Annotated in this window: 14 protein-coding genes; 6 read left to right on the forward strand and 8 right to left on the reverse strand. The window is 72.8% G+C overall.

Features of this window, described 5'->3' with window-relative positions; genetic code table 11:
• Window positions 1–20 precede the first annotated feature (20 nt).
• Both L615_RS00075 and L615_RS00080 read right to left on the reverse strand, forming a co-directional pair.
• Entirely contained in the window at window positions 21–1,169 is a 1,149-nt protein-coding gene (locus tag L615_RS00075) for an acyl-CoA dehydrogenase family protein (protein ID WP_145723686.1), read from the reverse strand.
• On the reverse strand, window positions 1,169–2,206 hold the full coding sequence (locus tag L615_RS00080) for an LLM class F420-dependent oxidoreductase (RefSeq protein ID WP_145723687.1): 1,038 nt from the start codon (window positions 2,204–2,206) through the stop codon (window positions 1,169–1,171). The genes L615_RS00075 and L615_RS00080 overlap by 1 nt, the downstream gene beginning before the upstream one ends.
• A 169-nt stretch (window positions 2,207–2,375) precedes the next feature.
• On the opposite strand from L615_RS00080, the gene npdG reads away from it, so the two are divergent.
• Entirely contained in the window at window positions 2,376–3,053 is a 678-nt protein-coding gene (gene npdG / locus L615_RS00085; protein WP_145723688.1) for an NADPH-dependent F420 reductase, read from the forward strand.
• 19 nt (window positions 3,054–3,072) lie between these two features.
• Here the strand turns inward: npdG and L615_RS00090 are convergent, their stop codons facing one another.
• Genes L615_RS00090 through L615_RS00110 form a run of 5 tightly spaced genes read right to left on the reverse strand, consistent with a single transcriptional unit; the run spans window position 3,073 to window position 6,963 of the window.
• Window positions 3,073–4,107 (reverse strand): hypothetical protein, encoded by a 1,035-nt coding sequence (locus L615_RS00090; RefSeq protein ID WP_051485311.1) that lies wholly within the window; start codon window positions 4,105–4,107, stop codon window positions 3,073–3,075.
• Window positions 4,104–4,685, reverse strand: coding sequence for a SigE family RNA polymerase sigma factor (locus L615_RS00095; protein ID WP_315897764.1), 582 nt, complete (start codon window positions 4,683–4,685; stop codon window positions 4,104–4,106). The genes L615_RS00090 and L615_RS00095 overlap by 4 nt, the downstream gene beginning before the upstream one ends.
• Window positions 4,686–4,733: 48 nt before the next feature.
• A complete protein-coding gene (locus L615_RS00100) occupies window positions 4,734–5,282 on the reverse strand; it encodes a YbaK/EbsC family protein (protein ID WP_145723689.1) in 549 nt (182 codons plus the stop codon).
• Window positions 5,273–5,731, reverse strand: a complete 459-nt coding sequence (locus L615_RS00105; protein WP_145723690.1) for a hypothetical protein — start codon at window positions 5,729–5,731, stop codon at window positions 5,273–5,275. Before L615_RS00105 ends, L615_RS00100 begins: the two co-directional genes overlap by 10 nt.
• Window positions 5,728–6,963, reverse strand: coding sequence for a PspC domain-containing protein (locus L615_RS00110; RefSeq protein ID WP_145723691.1), 1,236 nt, complete (start codon window positions 6,961–6,963; stop codon window positions 5,728–5,730). Before L615_RS00110 ends, L615_RS00105 begins: the two co-directional genes overlap by 4 nt.
• A gap of 144 nt (window positions 6,964–7,107) precedes the next feature.
• On the opposite strand from L615_RS00110, the gene L615_RS00115 reads away from it, so the two are divergent.
• Genes L615_RS00115 through L615_RS00130 form a run of 4 tightly spaced genes read left to right on the forward strand, consistent with a single transcriptional unit; the run spans window position 7,108 to window position 10,399 of the window.
• Window positions 7,108–8,439 (forward strand): ATP-binding protein, encoded by a 1,332-nt coding sequence (locus L615_RS00115; RefSeq protein WP_051485354.1) that lies wholly within the window; start codon window positions 7,108–7,110, stop codon window positions 8,437–8,439.
• Window positions 8,432–9,091 (forward strand): response regulator transcription factor, encoded by a 660-nt coding sequence (locus tag L615_RS00120; RefSeq protein WP_028653871.1) that lies wholly within the window; start codon window positions 8,432–8,434, stop codon window positions 9,089–9,091. Before L615_RS00115 ends, L615_RS00120 begins: the two co-directional genes overlap by 8 nt.
• On the forward strand, window positions 9,088–10,008 hold the full coding sequence (locus L615_RS00125; protein WP_222430388.1) for a M15 family metallopeptidase: 921 nt from the start codon (window positions 9,088–9,090) through the stop codon (window positions 10,006–10,008). The genes L615_RS00120 and L615_RS00125 overlap by 4 nt, the downstream gene beginning before the upstream one ends.
• Window positions 10,009–10,039: 31 nt before the next feature.
• Window positions 10,040–10,399 (forward strand): hypothetical protein, encoded by a 360-nt coding sequence (locus tag L615_RS00130; RefSeq protein WP_028653873.1) that lies wholly within the window; start codon window positions 10,040–10,042, stop codon window positions 10,397–10,399.
• 351 nt (window positions 10,400–10,750) lie between these two features.
• Here L615_RS00130 and L615_RS00135 read toward each other — a convergent pair whose 3' ends face one another.
• On the reverse strand, window positions 10,751–11,824 hold the full coding sequence (locus L615_RS00135; RefSeq protein ID WP_145723692.1) for a type IV toxin-antitoxin system AbiEi family antitoxin domain-containing protein: 1,074 nt from the start codon (window positions 11,822–11,824) through the stop codon (window positions 10,751–10,753).
• 392 nt (window positions 11,825–12,216) lie between these two features.
• On the opposite strand from L615_RS00135, the gene pcrA reads away from it, so the two are divergent.
• Window positions 12,217–14,682 (forward strand): DNA helicase PcrA, encoded by a 2,466-nt coding sequence (gene pcrA / locus L615_RS00140; protein WP_145723693.1) that lies wholly within the window; start codon window positions 12,217–12,219, stop codon window positions 14,680–14,682.
• Window positions 14,683–14,865 lie beyond the last annotated feature (183 nt).

Consider the following 14,865-nt stretch of genomic DNA (forward strand, 5'->3'; position numbering starts at 1 on the left):
TTGCTAGCGCGGCAGGCAGGTCACAGGCCGAGCGACCGGCCGATGATCTCCTTCTGGATCTCGGTCGTGCCGCCGTAGATCGTCTGGATCCGGCTGTCGGCGTAGGCCTTGGCGATGGGGTACTCCATCATGAAGCCGTAGCCACCGTGCATCTGCAGGCCCTGATTGACGACCTTGAGCTGCAGCTCGGTCGTCCACCACTTCGCCATCGAGGCGAGCGAGGTGTCGGCCGTGCCGGCGTTGAGCTGCTCGACGCAGTGGTTGACGAAGGTGCGGGCGATGTAGGCCTCGGTGGCCATCTCGGCCAGCACGAAGCGGGTGTTCTGGAACTTCCCGATCGGCTTGCCGAAAGCCTCGCGCGACTTCACGTAGTCGAGGGTCATGTCGAGGACGTGCTCGATCGCGGCGATCGCCATGGTGGCGATGGAGATCCGCTCCTGCGGCAGGTTCTGCATGAGGTAGATGAAGCCCATGCCCTCCTCGCCGAGGAGGTTCGCCTTCGGGACCACGACGTTGTCGAAGTTCAGCTCGGCGGTGTCCTGCGCCTTGAGGCCGAGCTTGTCGAGGTTGCGGCCGCGGGTGAAGCCCTCCATGCCCTCCTCGACGACGACGAGGCTGAAGCCGTGCGCGCCGGCCTCGGGGTTGGTGCGGGCCACCACGATCACCAGGTCGGACAGGATGCCGTTGGTGATGAAGGTCTTCGAGCCGTTCAGGACGTAGTGGTCGCCCTTGTCGACGGCCGTGGTGCGCAGGCCCTGCAGGTCCGATCCGGCGCCCGGCTCGGTCATCGCGATCGCGGTGACGATGTCGCCGGAGACGCAGCCGGGCAGCCAGCGCGCCTTCTGCTCGTCGTTGCAGAGCTCGTTGAGGTAGGGCACCGTGATGTCGTTGTGCAGCGCGAAGCCGAGGCCGCTCGCACCGACGCGGGTGATCTCCTCGGTCAGGACCATGTTGTAGCGGAAGTCCTTGATGCCGGGGCCGTCGAACTCCTCGGGGACGTCGAAGCCGAGCAGGCCGGCCTGCCCCGCCTTGCGCCACACGTCGCGGTCGACCTGGCCGTCCTTCTCCCACTGCTCGTGGTGCTCGACGACCTCGCGCTCGAGGAAGGCGCGGACGGTCGTGCGGAAGTCCTCGTGCTCGGTCTCGTAGATGCTGGGACGCTCGGGCATCAGCTCACCCACTCCTTGATCTGTGCGATGGTCCCGGCGGGGTCGTCCGACGCCGGGGAGACGGAAAGGTTGGTCACACCGGACTCCCTGAAAGCGGCGATGCGCTCCTTGACGTACGACGCCGGGCCGACCAGGTTGCCCGCCTCGAGCCACTCGAGCGGGACGAGGGCCTCGGCCTCCTTCTTCTTCCCCGAGAGGTAGAGGTCCTGGATCTCCTTCGCCTCCTTCTCGAAGCCGTACTCGCAGGCGAGCTGGTTGTAGAAGTTCTTGTCGCGCGCGCCCATGCCGCCGACGTACAGGGCGTAGAGCGGGCGCATGAAGTCGAGCAGCGCCTTCGTCTCCGGGCCCTCGCCGATGGCGACCATGCCGCCGGCGCACACCTCGAGCGGCGCCAGGTCGGGGGAGCGCTTCGCGGCGCCGCGGGCCAGGGACTCGCCCCACACCTGCTGGGCCTTCTCCGGGTAGTAGAGGAACGGCAGCCAGCCGTCGGCGACCTCCGCGGTCATCGCGACGTTCTTGTCGCCCAGGGCGGCGACCCAGATCGGCAGGTCGGCGCGCTCGGGCTTGTTGAGCAGCTTCAGCGGCTTGCCCAGGCCCAGGCCCTGGCCCTCGGGCAGGGGGACCTGGACGGTCTTGCCCTGGAAGTCCAGCCGCTCGCCGCGCAGCCCGGCGCGGATCACCTGGATGACCTCGCGGGTGCGGGTGAGCGGGCGGTCGTAGGGAATGCCGTGGAAGCCCTCGATCACCTGGGGCCCCGAGGCGCCGAGGCCGAGGACCGCGCGGCCGCCGGAGACGTTGTCGAGGCCGGCCGCGGTCTGCAGCAGGGCGCCCGGGGTGCGCGAGTAGATGTTGAGGATCCCCGCGCCGATCTGCACGGTCTCCGTCTTCGCGGCGAGGTAGCCCATCAGGGTCGGCGCGTCGAAGCCGTACGGCTCGGCGACCCAGATCATGTCGAGGCCGGCCCTCTCGAGCGCGACGACCTGGTCGGCCGACTCGCGCGGGTTGCCCGCGTAGACGAGCGGCATCGAGAGCTTCATGGATCTCCCTTCCGGCCGGGGGCCGAGGTCGGTGGAGCAGCGGCGGGCCACCCCGCCAGCACAACTGTGACAGTAACACTGTCACGATGCAACGGTCGTGGGATACCGCGGGTACGCCACGACGCGTGTGAGAACCTGCTCATCTATTTCGTCTCAGGAGGATCTGACCGTGACTGACACCCGCTACACCGTCGCCGTCATCGGCGGCACCGGCCCGCAGGGCAAGGGCCTGGGCTACCGCTTCGCCAAGAACGGCCACGACATCGTCCTCGGCTCCCGTGCCGCGGAGAAGGCCGAGGCCGTCGCCGCCGAGGTGACCGAGCGGCTGGCGGGCGTCGCGGGTGCGGGCACCGCCAAGGGCGCGGCCAACGCCGACGCGATCGCTGCTGCCGACGTCGTCCTGCTGGCCGTGCCGTACGACGGCCACGACGAGCTCGTCGCCTCGCTGGCCGGCGACCTCGCGGGCAAGACCGTCATCTCCTGCGTCAACCCGCTGGCCTTCGACAAGCGCGGCGCCCACGGCCGCGTGATCAACGGCGGCGAGGGCTCGGCCGCCGAGCTGGCGCCCGAGGCCACCGTGGTCGGCGCCTTCCACAACGTCGCCGCGCCGCTGCTGTGGGGTGAGGACGAGTTCCTCGACGAGGACGTCATCGTCGTCGGTGACTCCGCCGACGGCAAGCAGGTCGCCATCGACCTGGCCGCCTCGGTCACCGGTCGCCCGGGCGTGGACGGCGGCAAGCTCCGTCTGGCCCGCGTGCTCGAGCCGTTCACCGCGGTGCTCATCTCGATCAACCGCAAGTACAAGACCCACGCCGGCATCCGGGTCACCGGGCTCGGCGAGCACTGAGCCGTCCGGGGAGGGCCCGTCAGCGGGCCTCCCCGGACAGCCGGTCCAGGACCGCGCGCGCCTCGTCCGACGGTGACCACACCGAGTTCGTCGCGTGGTCGACGGTGAACCAGCCGTTGGTGCACGACGCCTGCACCTCCACCCGGTCGCCCCACGCCGTGGCGCCGATGATGCGGGGCAGCGGGGGCGCCACGTCGCAGTCGACGTACCCGGCGTCCTCCTCGGTGTGGGCGTCGATGTCCGTCACCAGCGTCGCGAGGTCCGCGGCGGGGATCGCGGCCCGGCGCCAGTCACCGCTGCCGGGCACGTCCTCGGCGCAGTAGACGGCGACGACCAGGTCCTGCGGCCGCCCGAGGCTCGGTGCCCCGGCGCCGGTCGGGGCGGTGGGGCAGCCGATGGTCGATGCCGCGACGGGTGGCGGCGGGTCCAGCCCCTCGCGCTGCGCGCGCAGCAGGTCGACGAAGCGCTGCCACGGCGCGTCGGCGCCGGACCGGACGACGCCGTTCACGACCACCTCCCGGCAGCCGTAGAGCCCGCCCGAGGCGACCACCGTCGAGCCGTCAGGGTAGGCGAACTGGAGCTGGTAGCCGGGACCGAGGTCCGCGGTGCACACCGCGTCGCGTGGGAGCGGCTCGAGGCCGTTGACGGCCGCCGCCACGTCGTCCACCTGCGTGACGAGCGCGTCCAGCGGCACGTCGGCGGGCACCCCGTCGCCCTGGCACAGGCGCACGCTGGTAGCGCCGTCCGGGACCCGGTCGGGACCGGACGCCGCACGCGCGTCCACCGGCTGCCCGGGGCAGGCCGGCGCCGAGAGGGCGTCCACCGGGGCGGGGGCGGCCACCCGGTCCGGCCGGTCGTCGCCACCGCCGAGCGTGGCGGCACCGACCACCGTGGCCGCCACGGCGACGACCGCCACCGCGCCGCCGGCCACCGCCAGCGTCGTACGACGTCGGCGGCGTGCCGTCCGCCGGGCGGCCCCCGCACGGTCCGGTGCGGCGGGCGGCTCGGGCACCGCGTCCGCCAGGCCGCGGCGCAGCCAGTCCTCGTCGGTCATCGCTGGTCTCCTCCTTCGCGCAGGTGGGGAGAGGTCCGCAGGCTGGCGAGGGCGCGGGAGCACTGGCTCTTGACCGTGCCGACCCCGACCCCGAGGACGGCGGCGGTCTGCTGCTCGGTGAGGTCCTCGAAGTAGCGCAGCACCACGACGGCGCGCTGTCCGCGCGGCAGGTCGCCGAGTGCGGTCACCAGGTCGCGGCGGGCGTCGTGGTCGGCCGATGCGGCCGGCTGCTCGGGCAGCTGCCCGGTCGGACGCTCGCCGCGCCACCTCCGGCGCCACCACGACACGTAGGTCGTGAACAGCACCCGCCGCACGTAGGCCTCGAAGCCGTCGGCGCCGACCCGCTCCCACGCCCGCCACGACTTCGCGAGCGCGGTCTGCACGAGGTCCTCGGCGAGCTGGTGGTCACCGGTCAGCAGCCACGCCGAGCGCCACAGCGCGTCGCCGCGGGCAGCGACGAAGGCGTCGAAGCCGTCCGACCCCGCCAGGCTGTCCGACCCAGCCGGCCGGTCCGGACTGCTCGACGCGTCGTCGGGCGCAGCTCCGCGCGGCATCGCGTCCACCACCGTTCGTCCCATGGGCACCCCTCTCATCCTCCTGAAGGGGGTGGGGGTGCCGAAAGGTTGTCAGGACGCCAGCCCCTCCACCACCTCGGCGCGCGGGAGCTGCACCAGCAGGCTGCCGGGGACCAGCAGCTTGGAACGGCGCAGGCCGGAGCCGATGACCGCGACGTCGATGTCGGCGACGCGGGAGTCGACCAGGAGCCGCCAGCCGGCGGGCAGGCCGAGCGGGGTGATGCCGCCGTACTCCATGCCGGACTCGGCGACCGCCCGCTCCAGGGGGAGGAAGGACGGCTTGCGCACGTCGAGCAGGCGCTTGACGATGTGGTTGACGTCGGCGCGGGTGTCGGCGCGGACCAGGCAGGCGGCCACGCGCTCCTCGCCCTCCCGCTTGCCGGCGACGACGACGCAGTTCGCTCCCGCCGCCATCGGCACGTCGTAGGCCTCGCTCATCGCCGCGGTGTCGGCCAGGTCGGGGTCGATCTCGACCACCGCGACGCCCTCCGCCCCCGGCCAGGCCGCGAGGGCCTCGGCGACGGGGGCGGCGACGAGCTCGGGGTGCTCGGGCGCGGGGAGCGAGTGCAGTCCGGGGAGCTGGGGGAGTGCTAGTGCCACCCGTGCATGCTGCCCGACGGCCGGTCGCCGCGGTCGTCGTGGTCCGCCTCGCCGGCCGGCGCGTCGGGGTTCGGGCCGCCGCCGGTCCAGCTGCCGCGGTGCCAGCTGCCGGGGTGCCAGCCCGCCGCGAAGTCGTGGTGGCCCCAGTGCTCGCGACCCCAGTCGTCGTGGCGCCAGTGCTCGTGGTGCCTGGGGCCGCGCAGCACGGTCGCGACCAGCCCGACGGCGCCGGCGACGAGCCACGGGACGCCCAGCACCCAGCCGTCGTCGGCGAGGTCGACGGTGTCGGTGGTGACCAGCGCCCACACCACGACCAGCCCGACGAACGCGATGCCCATCACCAGGTGGCCGACGTTGACGGGGTGCCAGCCGCTGCGTCGCGGCTCGGTGGCCGCGCGGTCGGTCGCGCCCCGGTCGAGCTCGGTGACGTCGTGCTCGTGGGTGCTCATGCTGCTTCCTCCTCGGTGAGGACCTCGATCTGGCCGACGAACATCTCGGCCTCGATCGTGAGGGTGGGGTCGGTGACGTCGCCGTACGTCGCCTGGTCGGAGCTCTCGGACTTGTCGCCGAAGAGGACGATCTCGCCGACCGCGATGTCGGCATCCACCTCGACCCGCAGGCCCGCGTCGGGCACGACCACCCGCAGGTGTCCGACGCGGGTGTCGACGATGAGCGTCTCGCCGTCGAGCTTCGCCAGCTCGTCGGCGGGCAGCTCGGTGAGGTCGATGACCATGTCGCCGATGCCGAGGTCGTGGCTGAGCTCGACCTCCGCCGCCGTGTCCGGCGTGTGCCGGACCTCGCCGATGCTCGCGTTGCCGATCGCGGAGCCGAAAGCGGTGACGGCGGCCGCGACCAGGCCGATGAGGATCAGCCCACCAGCGCGGCCGTAGAACGCGCCCACCAGCAACATCAGGCCGACCAGGCCGAGAACGGTGGCGGGGTACGCCGAGCCGGGCACGTCCATGCCGGCGAGGTCCATCGTCCCGACGACGCCGAGACCGAGCAGGACAAGGGCGAGCGTGAACGGGAAGAGCAGGGGGCCGCGCCGGCGCGGGTCCGCCGGCGGCCGCGGGGGCTGCGGCGGCACCGGCGGGACGACCGGGCGGTAGTTCTCGTAGGTCGGACCGTGGGGCGCGCCGGCACCGGGAGCCCCCGGCCCCGCGGCACCGGGACCGGCCGGGACGTCGCCGCCGGAGCCGAACCGGTTCTCCCTGGCCTGCTTGCTGCCGACGACCACGAGGAGGACCAGGCCGACGAGCATCAGCGGCCACGGGAAGTCCATCCCGCCGACCGAGTCACCGACCACCGACGCGAGGGCGAGCACGCCCGCGATGATCAGCGCCGCGGTGCGCACGCCGTCGTCGGTGCGGACCACGGTCTCGCCGGTCTCGTCCTCGGGCACCAGGACCCACGCGACGCCGTACAGGATGAGGCCGCCGCCGCCGAAGAACGTGAGCACGACGAAGGCCACCCGCACGAGCAACGGGTCGATGTCGAGGTGGCGGGCGACGCCGGCCGCGACGCCGGCGACCTTGCGGTCGGTGCGGCTGCGGCGCAGGCGAGCCAGGTCGCGGACCTCCTCGCGGGTCACACGGGGACCGGCGGCAGGCTCGGGACCGGGCTGGCCGGGATCGCCGGGCTGGCCCGGCTGGCCGGTGTCGGTGTCGTGCGGTGCGTTCATGGCTCCAAGCCTGCTGTGCGGATCGGTCCGGGACCATCGGGGACGACCCTGATCCTGCCGCACCCGTCGGAGGTGCGGATCAGGGTCGGGTCAGGGTCGTTCCCCCTGCTCGCACACGGCGCGCTGTGTGACGATGGAGGCACCATGACGAGCACTGCGTCCTCCGCCACCACGGGCCCCGCCGCGCCCGCGGCTGCCCCGGCTGCCCCGGCAGGCCGGGAGGTCCGCCGCGCCTGGCGCGACCTGCGCGACCCGGTCCTCGGTGGCGTCGCCGCCGGCCTGGCCGCGCACCTGGCGGTGCCGGTGATGTGGGTCCGGGTGGCGTTCGTGGTGGCCACCTTCGCCGGCGGCATGGGCGTGCCCGTGTACGCCGCCCTGTGGGCGCTGCTGCCCGCCGGACCGCCGCCGGAGGTGCTCGCCCCCGGGCTGGAGAGCGCCAGCCGCGACGGTCGCCGGCCGGGCCGCACCCGCCGGCTGGCGGACGTCGGCCCGGTCGTCGCGCTGTCCGCGCTCGGCGTGGGGGTCGTCTTCGCGACCGGCGCCGTCCTCGGCACCGGCTGGTGGATCTGGCCGCTGGCCATCGCCATCGCCGGCATCGCCCTGCTGTGGCGCCAGGCCGACGAGGCCCAGCGCGAGCGGTGGCTGGACGCGACCGGCAAGGTCGACCCGGTCCGGGTCGTCGTCGGTGGCGGCGGCTGGGCGGCCTGGGGCCGGATCGCGGCGGGCGTCGGCCTGGTCGTCGTCGCGCTGCTGTGGTTCGTGCTGCGCGACGGGTCGGTGACCGCCGCCCGCGACGCCACCCTCGCCGTCGTGCTGGCCGTCGGTGGCATCGCGATCGTGGTGGCCCCCTTCGTCTACCGGTTGATGACCGAGCTCAGCGCCGAGCGGGAGGAGCGCGTGCGCACCCAGGAGCGCGCCGACGTCGCGGCGCACCTGCACGACTCGGTGCTCCAGACGCTCGCGCTGATCCAGAAGAACCCCGCCGACGCCGCGCGCCTCGCCCGCGCCCAGGAGCGGGACCTGCGGGCGTGGCTCTACTCCGGGGAGTCGATGGACGAGGCGACCGTCGCCAGCGCGCTGCGCTCCGCCGCCGCCGAGATCGAGGACGCCTACGGCATCACCGTCGACGTCGTCGCCGTCGGCGACTGCGACCACGACGAGCACACCCGGCCGATCGTGATGGCCGCCCGGGAGGCGACCACCAACGCCGCCAAGCACGCCGGCGTCCCGCGCGTCGACGTCTACGCCGAGATCACGCCGGGCGGGATCGACGTGTTCGTCCGCGACCGCGGCGCCGGCTTCGACCCGTCGACCACCCCCGAGGACCGGCTGGGCGTGCGACGCAGCATCATCGACCGCATGGAACGACACGGCGGCCGGGCCGAGGTCCGCTCCGCCCCCGGCGAGGGCACCGAGGTGCGGCTGCACCTGGACCACGCCGAGCACGACCGCAAGGTGAAGGAGAAGGATGAGTGAGCCGGTGCGCGTGGTCGTCGTCGACGACCACGCCATGTTCCGCCGCGGGGTGAGCGCCGAGCTGGCCGCCACCGGCGCGGGTCGCGTGGAGGTCGTGGCCGAGGCCGCCGACGTCGACGAGGCGGTGGCCGCGGTGACGCAGCACCGGCCCGCCGTCGTACTCCTGGACGTGCACCTGCCGGGCGGCGGTGGGGTCGAGGTGATCCGCCGCGTCAACGACCCGGACGTGCGCTTCCTCGCGCTCTCGGTCTCCGACGCTGCCGAGGACGTCATCGGCACCATCCGTGGCGGGGCGCGCGGCTACGTCACCAAGACCATCACCGGCCCCGAGCTCGTCGACGCGATCGGGCGTGTGGCCGATGGCGACGCGGTGTTCTCGCCGCGGCTCGCCGGCTTCGTGCTCGACGCCTTCGCCGGCGCCGGGCTCTCGGCCGACCTCGCCAGCGTGGACGAGGACCTCGACCGGCTGACCGAGCGCGAGCGCGAGGTGATGCGGCTGATCGCCCGCGGCTACTCCTACAAGGAGGTCGCCAAGGAGCTGTTCATCTCGATCAAGACCGTCGAGACCCACATGTCCTCGGTCCTGCGCAAGCTGCAGCTGTCCTCGCGCCACGAGCTGACCCGCTGGGCCTCGGACCGACGCCTCCTGTGAGGCGCGCGGCCGGGCGGCGGGCGGGCGCGCTCGTCGCGGCGCTGGTGGCGGTCGCGACGCTGGCTGCCGGGTGCGCCGACGACGACGTCGACGACGTCCCGGGCGGGGGCGCGTCGTCGGGTACGCCGTCGAGCGGGTCGGCGGACGACCCGACCCCGGTGTCCCCGGGCTCATCGGGCCCGTCGACCGGCGAGCCGGCCGACGAGCCGTCGTACTCCGACTGGGAGCTCGGCGTGCACGTCCTGCCGCGCACCCCGGACGGCTTCGGCGAGATCCGGCCGACGCCGAAGGAGCTGCGGGTGCGCCGGTTCCCGACGACCGACCTGCTGCCGCCCCCGGCCGACGGCCGCTTCCGCTCGACGATCGGGCCGGTCACCGACGAGGTCCGGCAGCGGATGGGGGACACCTGGTCGCCGTCGTGCCCGGTCGGCCTCGCCGACCTCGCCTACGTCACCGTGTCCTTCCGCGGCTTCGACGGCCTGCCGCACACCGGCGAGCTCGTTCTCGCCGCCAGCGAGGCGCAGGCCGTGGTGTCGGTGTTCCGCACGCTCTTCGAGGCCGACTTCCCGATCGAGGAGATGCGGCTGCCGACCACCGCGGACCTCGAGGCCCCGCCGACCGGCGACGGCAACAACACCGCCGCCCTGGTCTGCCGCGCCACCCGCGGCGCGACCTCGTGGTCGGCGCACGCCTACGGCCTCGCGATCGACGTGAACCCGTTCCTGAACCCCTACAGCAAGGGCGACCTCGTGCTGCCCGAGCGGGCCTCGGCGTACCTCGACCGCACCCGCACCCAGCCGGGCATCATCCACGACGGCGACCTCGTCGTGCGCGAGTTCGCGCGGATCGGCTGGTCGTGGGGCGGCGCGTGGAGCTCGCTCAAGGACTACCAGCACTTCACCGCGACCGGTCGCTGATCTGCGCCGTCGCAGGCAATAGAGTTCGGCCATGGACACCCTGCGCCTGATCCTCCTCATCGCCCACATCCTCGGCTTCGCCGCCCTCATCGGCGGGCTGCTGGCGCAGGCCGGACCGGGTGACAAGAAGGTCACCGGCGTCATGCGCGACGGCGTCGGCACGGCGTTCCTCGCCGGCCTCCTCCTCGTCGGTGTGCTCGAGGGCATGGACGACGTCGAGGTCAACCACGCCAAGATCGCGGTGAAGCTGGTCATCGGCCTCGTGCTGCTCGTCCTGGTGATGGCGAACCTGCGCAAGGAGAAGATCCCGAACGGCCTGTGGGCCGGCCTGCTGGTCCTCTCCGTCGCCGAGGTCTGCATCGCCGTCGCCTGGTCGTCCGTCCACGCCTGAGCGAGGAACCCGCTGCCGGCGTACGGCGGCCGTGTCCCGCGGGCGTCGTCGTCGGCCCCGCGCGGTCCTCATCGGCTGGGCGGGGTCGCGGTCGCGCCGCGCGCTGCAACACGTGGTTCGTGGATCTGGGCGCCAGTCGGCTGTTGCAACACGTCGTCTGCGGTGGTGGGCGGCAGCTGCCTGCTGCAACACGTCATTCACGGCTGTACGCGCCGCCCCACGACTGTCCCAGCCCGTTCCGGCGCGGGATTCGCGCGGTCTCGGGGCTGGAAGAGCCGCGGACCACGTGTTACATGACCGCCGGCGGACGCGCCCGAGCCCGGCCGGGCACACCGGCCGGACCGTCACACCTCAGGCCGCCCAGCGCTCCCAGCCCAGCAGCCGGTACGCCGGTCGCCGGACCTGCGGCCGCGGCCGGGCACCGCGGGGACGGAACTGGGCGAGGTCGGCCACGTCCGTGCCGAAGAGCTCGCAGGTGCGCAAGAACTCGCGGCGCAGGCGCTCGCGCGCACGCTCCACGCCGGCGCCCCACACGTCGGCCCAGGTCACCCGGCACACGCCGAGCTTGAAGCCGCTCACGAAGTCCTGCCGCCCCTTCTCCGCCCAGAGCACGTCCGTGGGTGGCTGCTGGGCGAATCCACCGTCGGCCGGGCTCAGGAACTTCACCTTGCCGTCGAACTCGAACACCTGTCGGCCGAGTCGGAGGTCGCACCACGCGGTCCGACCGTCGGCGGTCAGCCCGAACTGGACCTCGGGCACGCCGAACCCGAGGCTCGCCACGAGGTCGCGCATGAGGGTCTCGCCGACCGAGTCGGCACCGGGCGAGGCGGAGGCGATCACGTCACGCACGACGGTGGACTGTGGCCAGCAGTACATCTGCGCTGCCACCGTGCAGAGCTGCTCACGGCTGACACCCACGCGCATCGCCGAGTCAGCCGCCACCAGACCCTGGAGGTAGCCGTGCTCGCGCGTGATGTCCACGGCCGTCCGGGCCAGGCCCAGGACACCGACCCCGTGGACGAGCTGGAGCTGCTCGGGCGGGTACGGCGCGAGGTGCTGCGCGATGCCAGCACGTCTGTGCGTGCCCACGATGCCGGGACGAGTGAGGTGGGTGAGGGGGCCCGGCTCACGCAGGACCTCGAGCCCGAGCACGTACGCGGCCGAGTGGTGGCTGAAGACGTGGGCGTCGCGCACCCGGAGGCTGGCGGCGCGGTCGGCGAGCATCCGCTGCTCGGCGTGGCTGGTGAGGCTCGCGACGTACGGAGCCTCCGCGTAGACCCCGCGTCGCACCAGCGCCCACCGCCCGCTCCTCACCAGGCGGTCGACCTGGTCGGCAGTCATTCCTGCCGCGAGCGCCTGCGGCCGTGTGACCAGGCCCCACTGCGCGCTCATCGCGGCCTGGACCCGAGCGTTCATGACGTTCATGGCCCCACGGTGGTCGCGACGTCCGCTGCTCGGGAACCGGCGCGATGGCACCTGTGGACAGCCGTCTCGGTGACGTCGGGTGTGGAGGGGGCTCGGCCGCTCACGGGAATGTTGAGGTCAGGCGGGCGCGGGCGCGGGCGCGGGCGCGTGGGTCGGTCGCCGCTGTAACACGCTGATCGCAGCTGTGGGCGACCCGCCACGTCTGTTCCAGCCCCACCCAGCAGCCCTTTCGCGCGGTCTCGCGGCTGGTMCGTCGGCAGACGACGTGTGACAGCCGCGACCGGCCCCGAACAACCGCCAACAACGTGTTACAGCGCGGCCGCCTCCGCACCACAGAGCCCGCAGGTCCCGCCACCCCCGTCGTCGGACCCGGGCCGTAGGCTGGCGGGAGCATGATCGACGCAGCCAGCACGCCGCCCGCCCTCACCGCAGAGGCGCTCCTCGAGGGCCTCAACGACCCCCAGCGGGAGGCCGTCCAGCACGAGGGCACGCCGCTGCTCGTGGTGGCCGGCGCCGGTTCGGGCAAGACCCGGGTGCTGACCCGTCGCATCGCCTGGCTGATCGCGGTGCGCAAGGCGCACCCCGGCTCGATCCTCGCCATCACCTTCACCAACAAGGCCGCGGCCGAGATGAAGGAGCGGGTCAGCGAGCTGGTCGGCAACCGCGCCCGGATCATGTGGGTGAGCACCTTCCACTCGGCGTGCGTTCGGATCCTGCGCAAGGAGGTCGAGCACCTCGGCTACGAGCGGGTGAAGTCGAACTTCTCGATCTACGACGCGCAGGACCAGAAGCGGCTGATCACCCTGGTCTGCAACGACCTCGACCTCGACCCGCGCAAGTTCCAGCCCGGCCCGGTGCTGCACTGGATCAGCAACCACAAGAACGAGCTGCGCGACCCCGACGAGGTCGCCGCCGAGGCGACCAACGTCAGCGACGAGACCTACGCGATGGCCTACAAGGCCTACCAGCGGCGGCTGCGTGAGGCGAACGCCTTCGACTTCGACGACCTGATCATGGAGACGGTCCGGCTCTTCCAGCTCAAGCCGGAGATCCGTGAGACCTACCGGCGCCGGTTCCGGCACATCCTCGTCGACGAGTACCAGGACACCAACCACGCCCAGTACGCCCTCATCCACCAGCTGTGCGGCCAGGACCTCGAGGAGCACGACCCGACCACCCTCGACGGGCAGCCGGCCCACCGGGTGCCGCCGGCGGAGCTGATGGTCGTCGGTGACGCCGACCAGTCGATCTACGCGTTCCGCGGCGCCGACATCCGCAACATCATGGACTTCGAGCAGGACTTCCCCGACGCCCGGACCGTCCTGCTGGAGCAGAACTACCGCTCCACCCAGACCATCCTCACCGCCGCCAACGCGGTCATCGAGCGCAACGCGAGCCGCAAGCCCAAGCGGCTGTGGTCCGACGCCGGGGACGGGGAGAAGATCGTCGGGTACGTCGCTGACGACGAGCACGACGAGGCCCGCTTCGTCTCCGGCGAGATCGACAAGCTCACCGACGAGGGCGGGCTGAAGCCCTCCGACGTGGCGGTCTTCTACCGCACCAACGCCCAGTCCCGGGTGTTCGAGGAGATCTTCATCCGCACCGGCATGCCGTACAAGGTCGTCGGCGGGGTGCGCTTCTACGAGCGGCGCGAGGTCCGCGACGCGCTGGCCTACCTGCGGATGCTGGTCAACCCCGACGACCAGGTCTCACTGCGCCGCATCCTCAACACCCCCAAGCGCGGCATCGGCGAGCGTGCCGTCCTCGCCGTCACCACCTTCGCCGACCGCGAGCGGATCACCTTCTGGGAGGCGCTGCAGCGATCTGGCGAGGCGCCCGGCCTGGCCACCCGCAGCCAGAGCAACATCGCCGGCTTCGTCGCGATGGTGACCGAGCTGCAGCAGATGGTCGCCGCGGGGGAGCGCCCCGACGTCATCCTCGAGACCGTGCTCGACCGCTCCGGCTACCTCGCCAGCCTCGAGGACTCCGACGACCCGCAGGACGCCACCCGCATCGAGAACCTCGCCGAGCTGGTCGCCGTGGCGCGCGAGTTCGCCGAGGACCCCGTCGCCGGCCCGTCGGCCGACCCCGCCGACGTCGACGCCGGCACCGTCGAGCCGGGGCTCGCCGACTTCCTCGAGCGGGTCGCCCTCGTCGCCGACTCCGACCAGATCCCCGACGCCCCGGACCCCGACGACCCCGACGCCCCCGAGGACACCGGCGTGGTCACCCTGATGACCCTGCACACCGCCAAGGGCCTGGAGTTCCCGGTCGTCTTCCTCACCGGCATGGAGGACGGCGTCTTCCCGCACTCGCGCGCCCTCGGCGACAAGACCGAGCTGGAGGAGGAGCGCCGGCTCGCCTACGTCGGCATCACCCGCGCCCGCCAGCGCCTCTACGTCTCCCGCGCCATGGTCCGCTCCGCGTGGGGAGCGCCGTCGATGAACCCCGGCTCCCGCTTCCTCGCCGAGCTGCCGGTCGACCTCGTCGACTGGCGCCGCACCGAGGCGGACCAGACCCGCTGGTCGCGCCCCAGCTACGGCGGCGACCGGTACGGCGACGGCGGGTCGTCGTACGGCGGGTCGTCGGGCGGGGGCAACCGGCTGGGCGCACCGACCGCTGCCGGCCGCCGCAACTTCAGCTCCGCCGCGGCCCGTGCCGACGCAGCCGCGAAGTCCAAGCCGTCGCGCCCGATCCCCGTGCTCGCGCCCGGCGACAAGGTCACCCACGACTCCTTCGGCCTCGGCACCGTCGTGTCCGTCGAGGGCCAGGGCGACAAGTCCGTCGCGTCCATCGACTTCGGCTCCGACGGCGTCAAGCGGCTCCTGCTGCGCTACGCGCCGGTGGAGAAGCTGTAAGGCCTGCTCGGCGCGACAGCTTCGTCGGTCGGGTGGAGAAATTCGCCGGTCGACCGGCGAAACTGTTGCTTGACCGACGAAGCTTCGTCGGTCAAGCGCGAGTTTCGTCGGTCAGGTTCGGGGCGCAGGTCGGTCCGGCGGGCGCGTGGGGTTTCACCACCTAGGTGGTGAAACTCAGGCACT

This window comes from Nocardioides sp. J9 (genome assembly GCF_007829375.1).
GTDB lineage: Bacteria > Actinomycetota > Actinomycetes > Propionibacteriales > Nocardioidaceae > Nocardioides.

Bases quoted from the DNA above. Each gene is read 5' to 3' on its own strand.
- L615_RS00105 (WP_145723690.1), bottom strand. From the start codon at position 5,731: ATGAGCACCCACGAGCACGACGTCACCGAGCTCGACCGGGGCGCGACC.
- L615_RS00130 (WP_028653873.1), top strand. From the start codon at position 10,040: ATGGACACCCTGCGCCTGATCCTCCTCATCGCCCACATCCTCGGCTTC.
- L615_RS00120 (WP_028653871.1), top strand. From the start codon at position 8,432: ATGAGTGAGCCGGTGCGCGTGGTCGTCGTCGACGACCACGCCATGTTC.
- L615_RS00075 (WP_145723686.1), bottom strand. From the start codon at position 1,169: ATGCCCGAGCGTCCCAGCATCTACGAGACCGAGCACGAGGACTTCCGC.
- L615_RS00135 (WP_145723692.1), bottom strand. From the start codon at position 11,824: ATGAACGTCATGAACGCTCGGGTCCAGGCCGCGATGAGCGCGCAGTGG.
- L615_RS00090 (WP_051485311.1), bottom strand. From the start codon at position 4,107: ATGACCGACGAGGACTGGCTGCGCCGCGGCCTGGCGGACGCGGTGCCC.
- pcrA (WP_145723693.1), top strand. From the start codon at position 12,217: ATGATCGACGCAGCCAGCACGCCGCCCGCCCTCACCGCAGAGGCGCTC.
- L615_RS00115 (WP_051485354.1), top strand. From the start codon at position 7,108: ATGACGAGCACTGCGTCCTCCGCCACCACGGGCCCCGCCGCGCCCGCG.
- L615_RS00095 (WP_315897764.1), bottom strand. From the start codon at position 4,685: ATGGGACGAACGGTGGTGGACGCGATGCCGCGCGGAGCTGCGCCCGAC.
- L615_RS00110 (WP_145723691.1), bottom strand. From the start codon at position 6,963: ATGAACGCACCGCACGACACCGACACCGGCCAGCCGGGCCAGCCCGGC.
- L615_RS00080 (WP_145723687.1), bottom strand. From the start codon at position 2,206: ATGAAGCTCTCGATGCCGCTCGTCTACGCGGGCAACCCGCGCGAGTCG.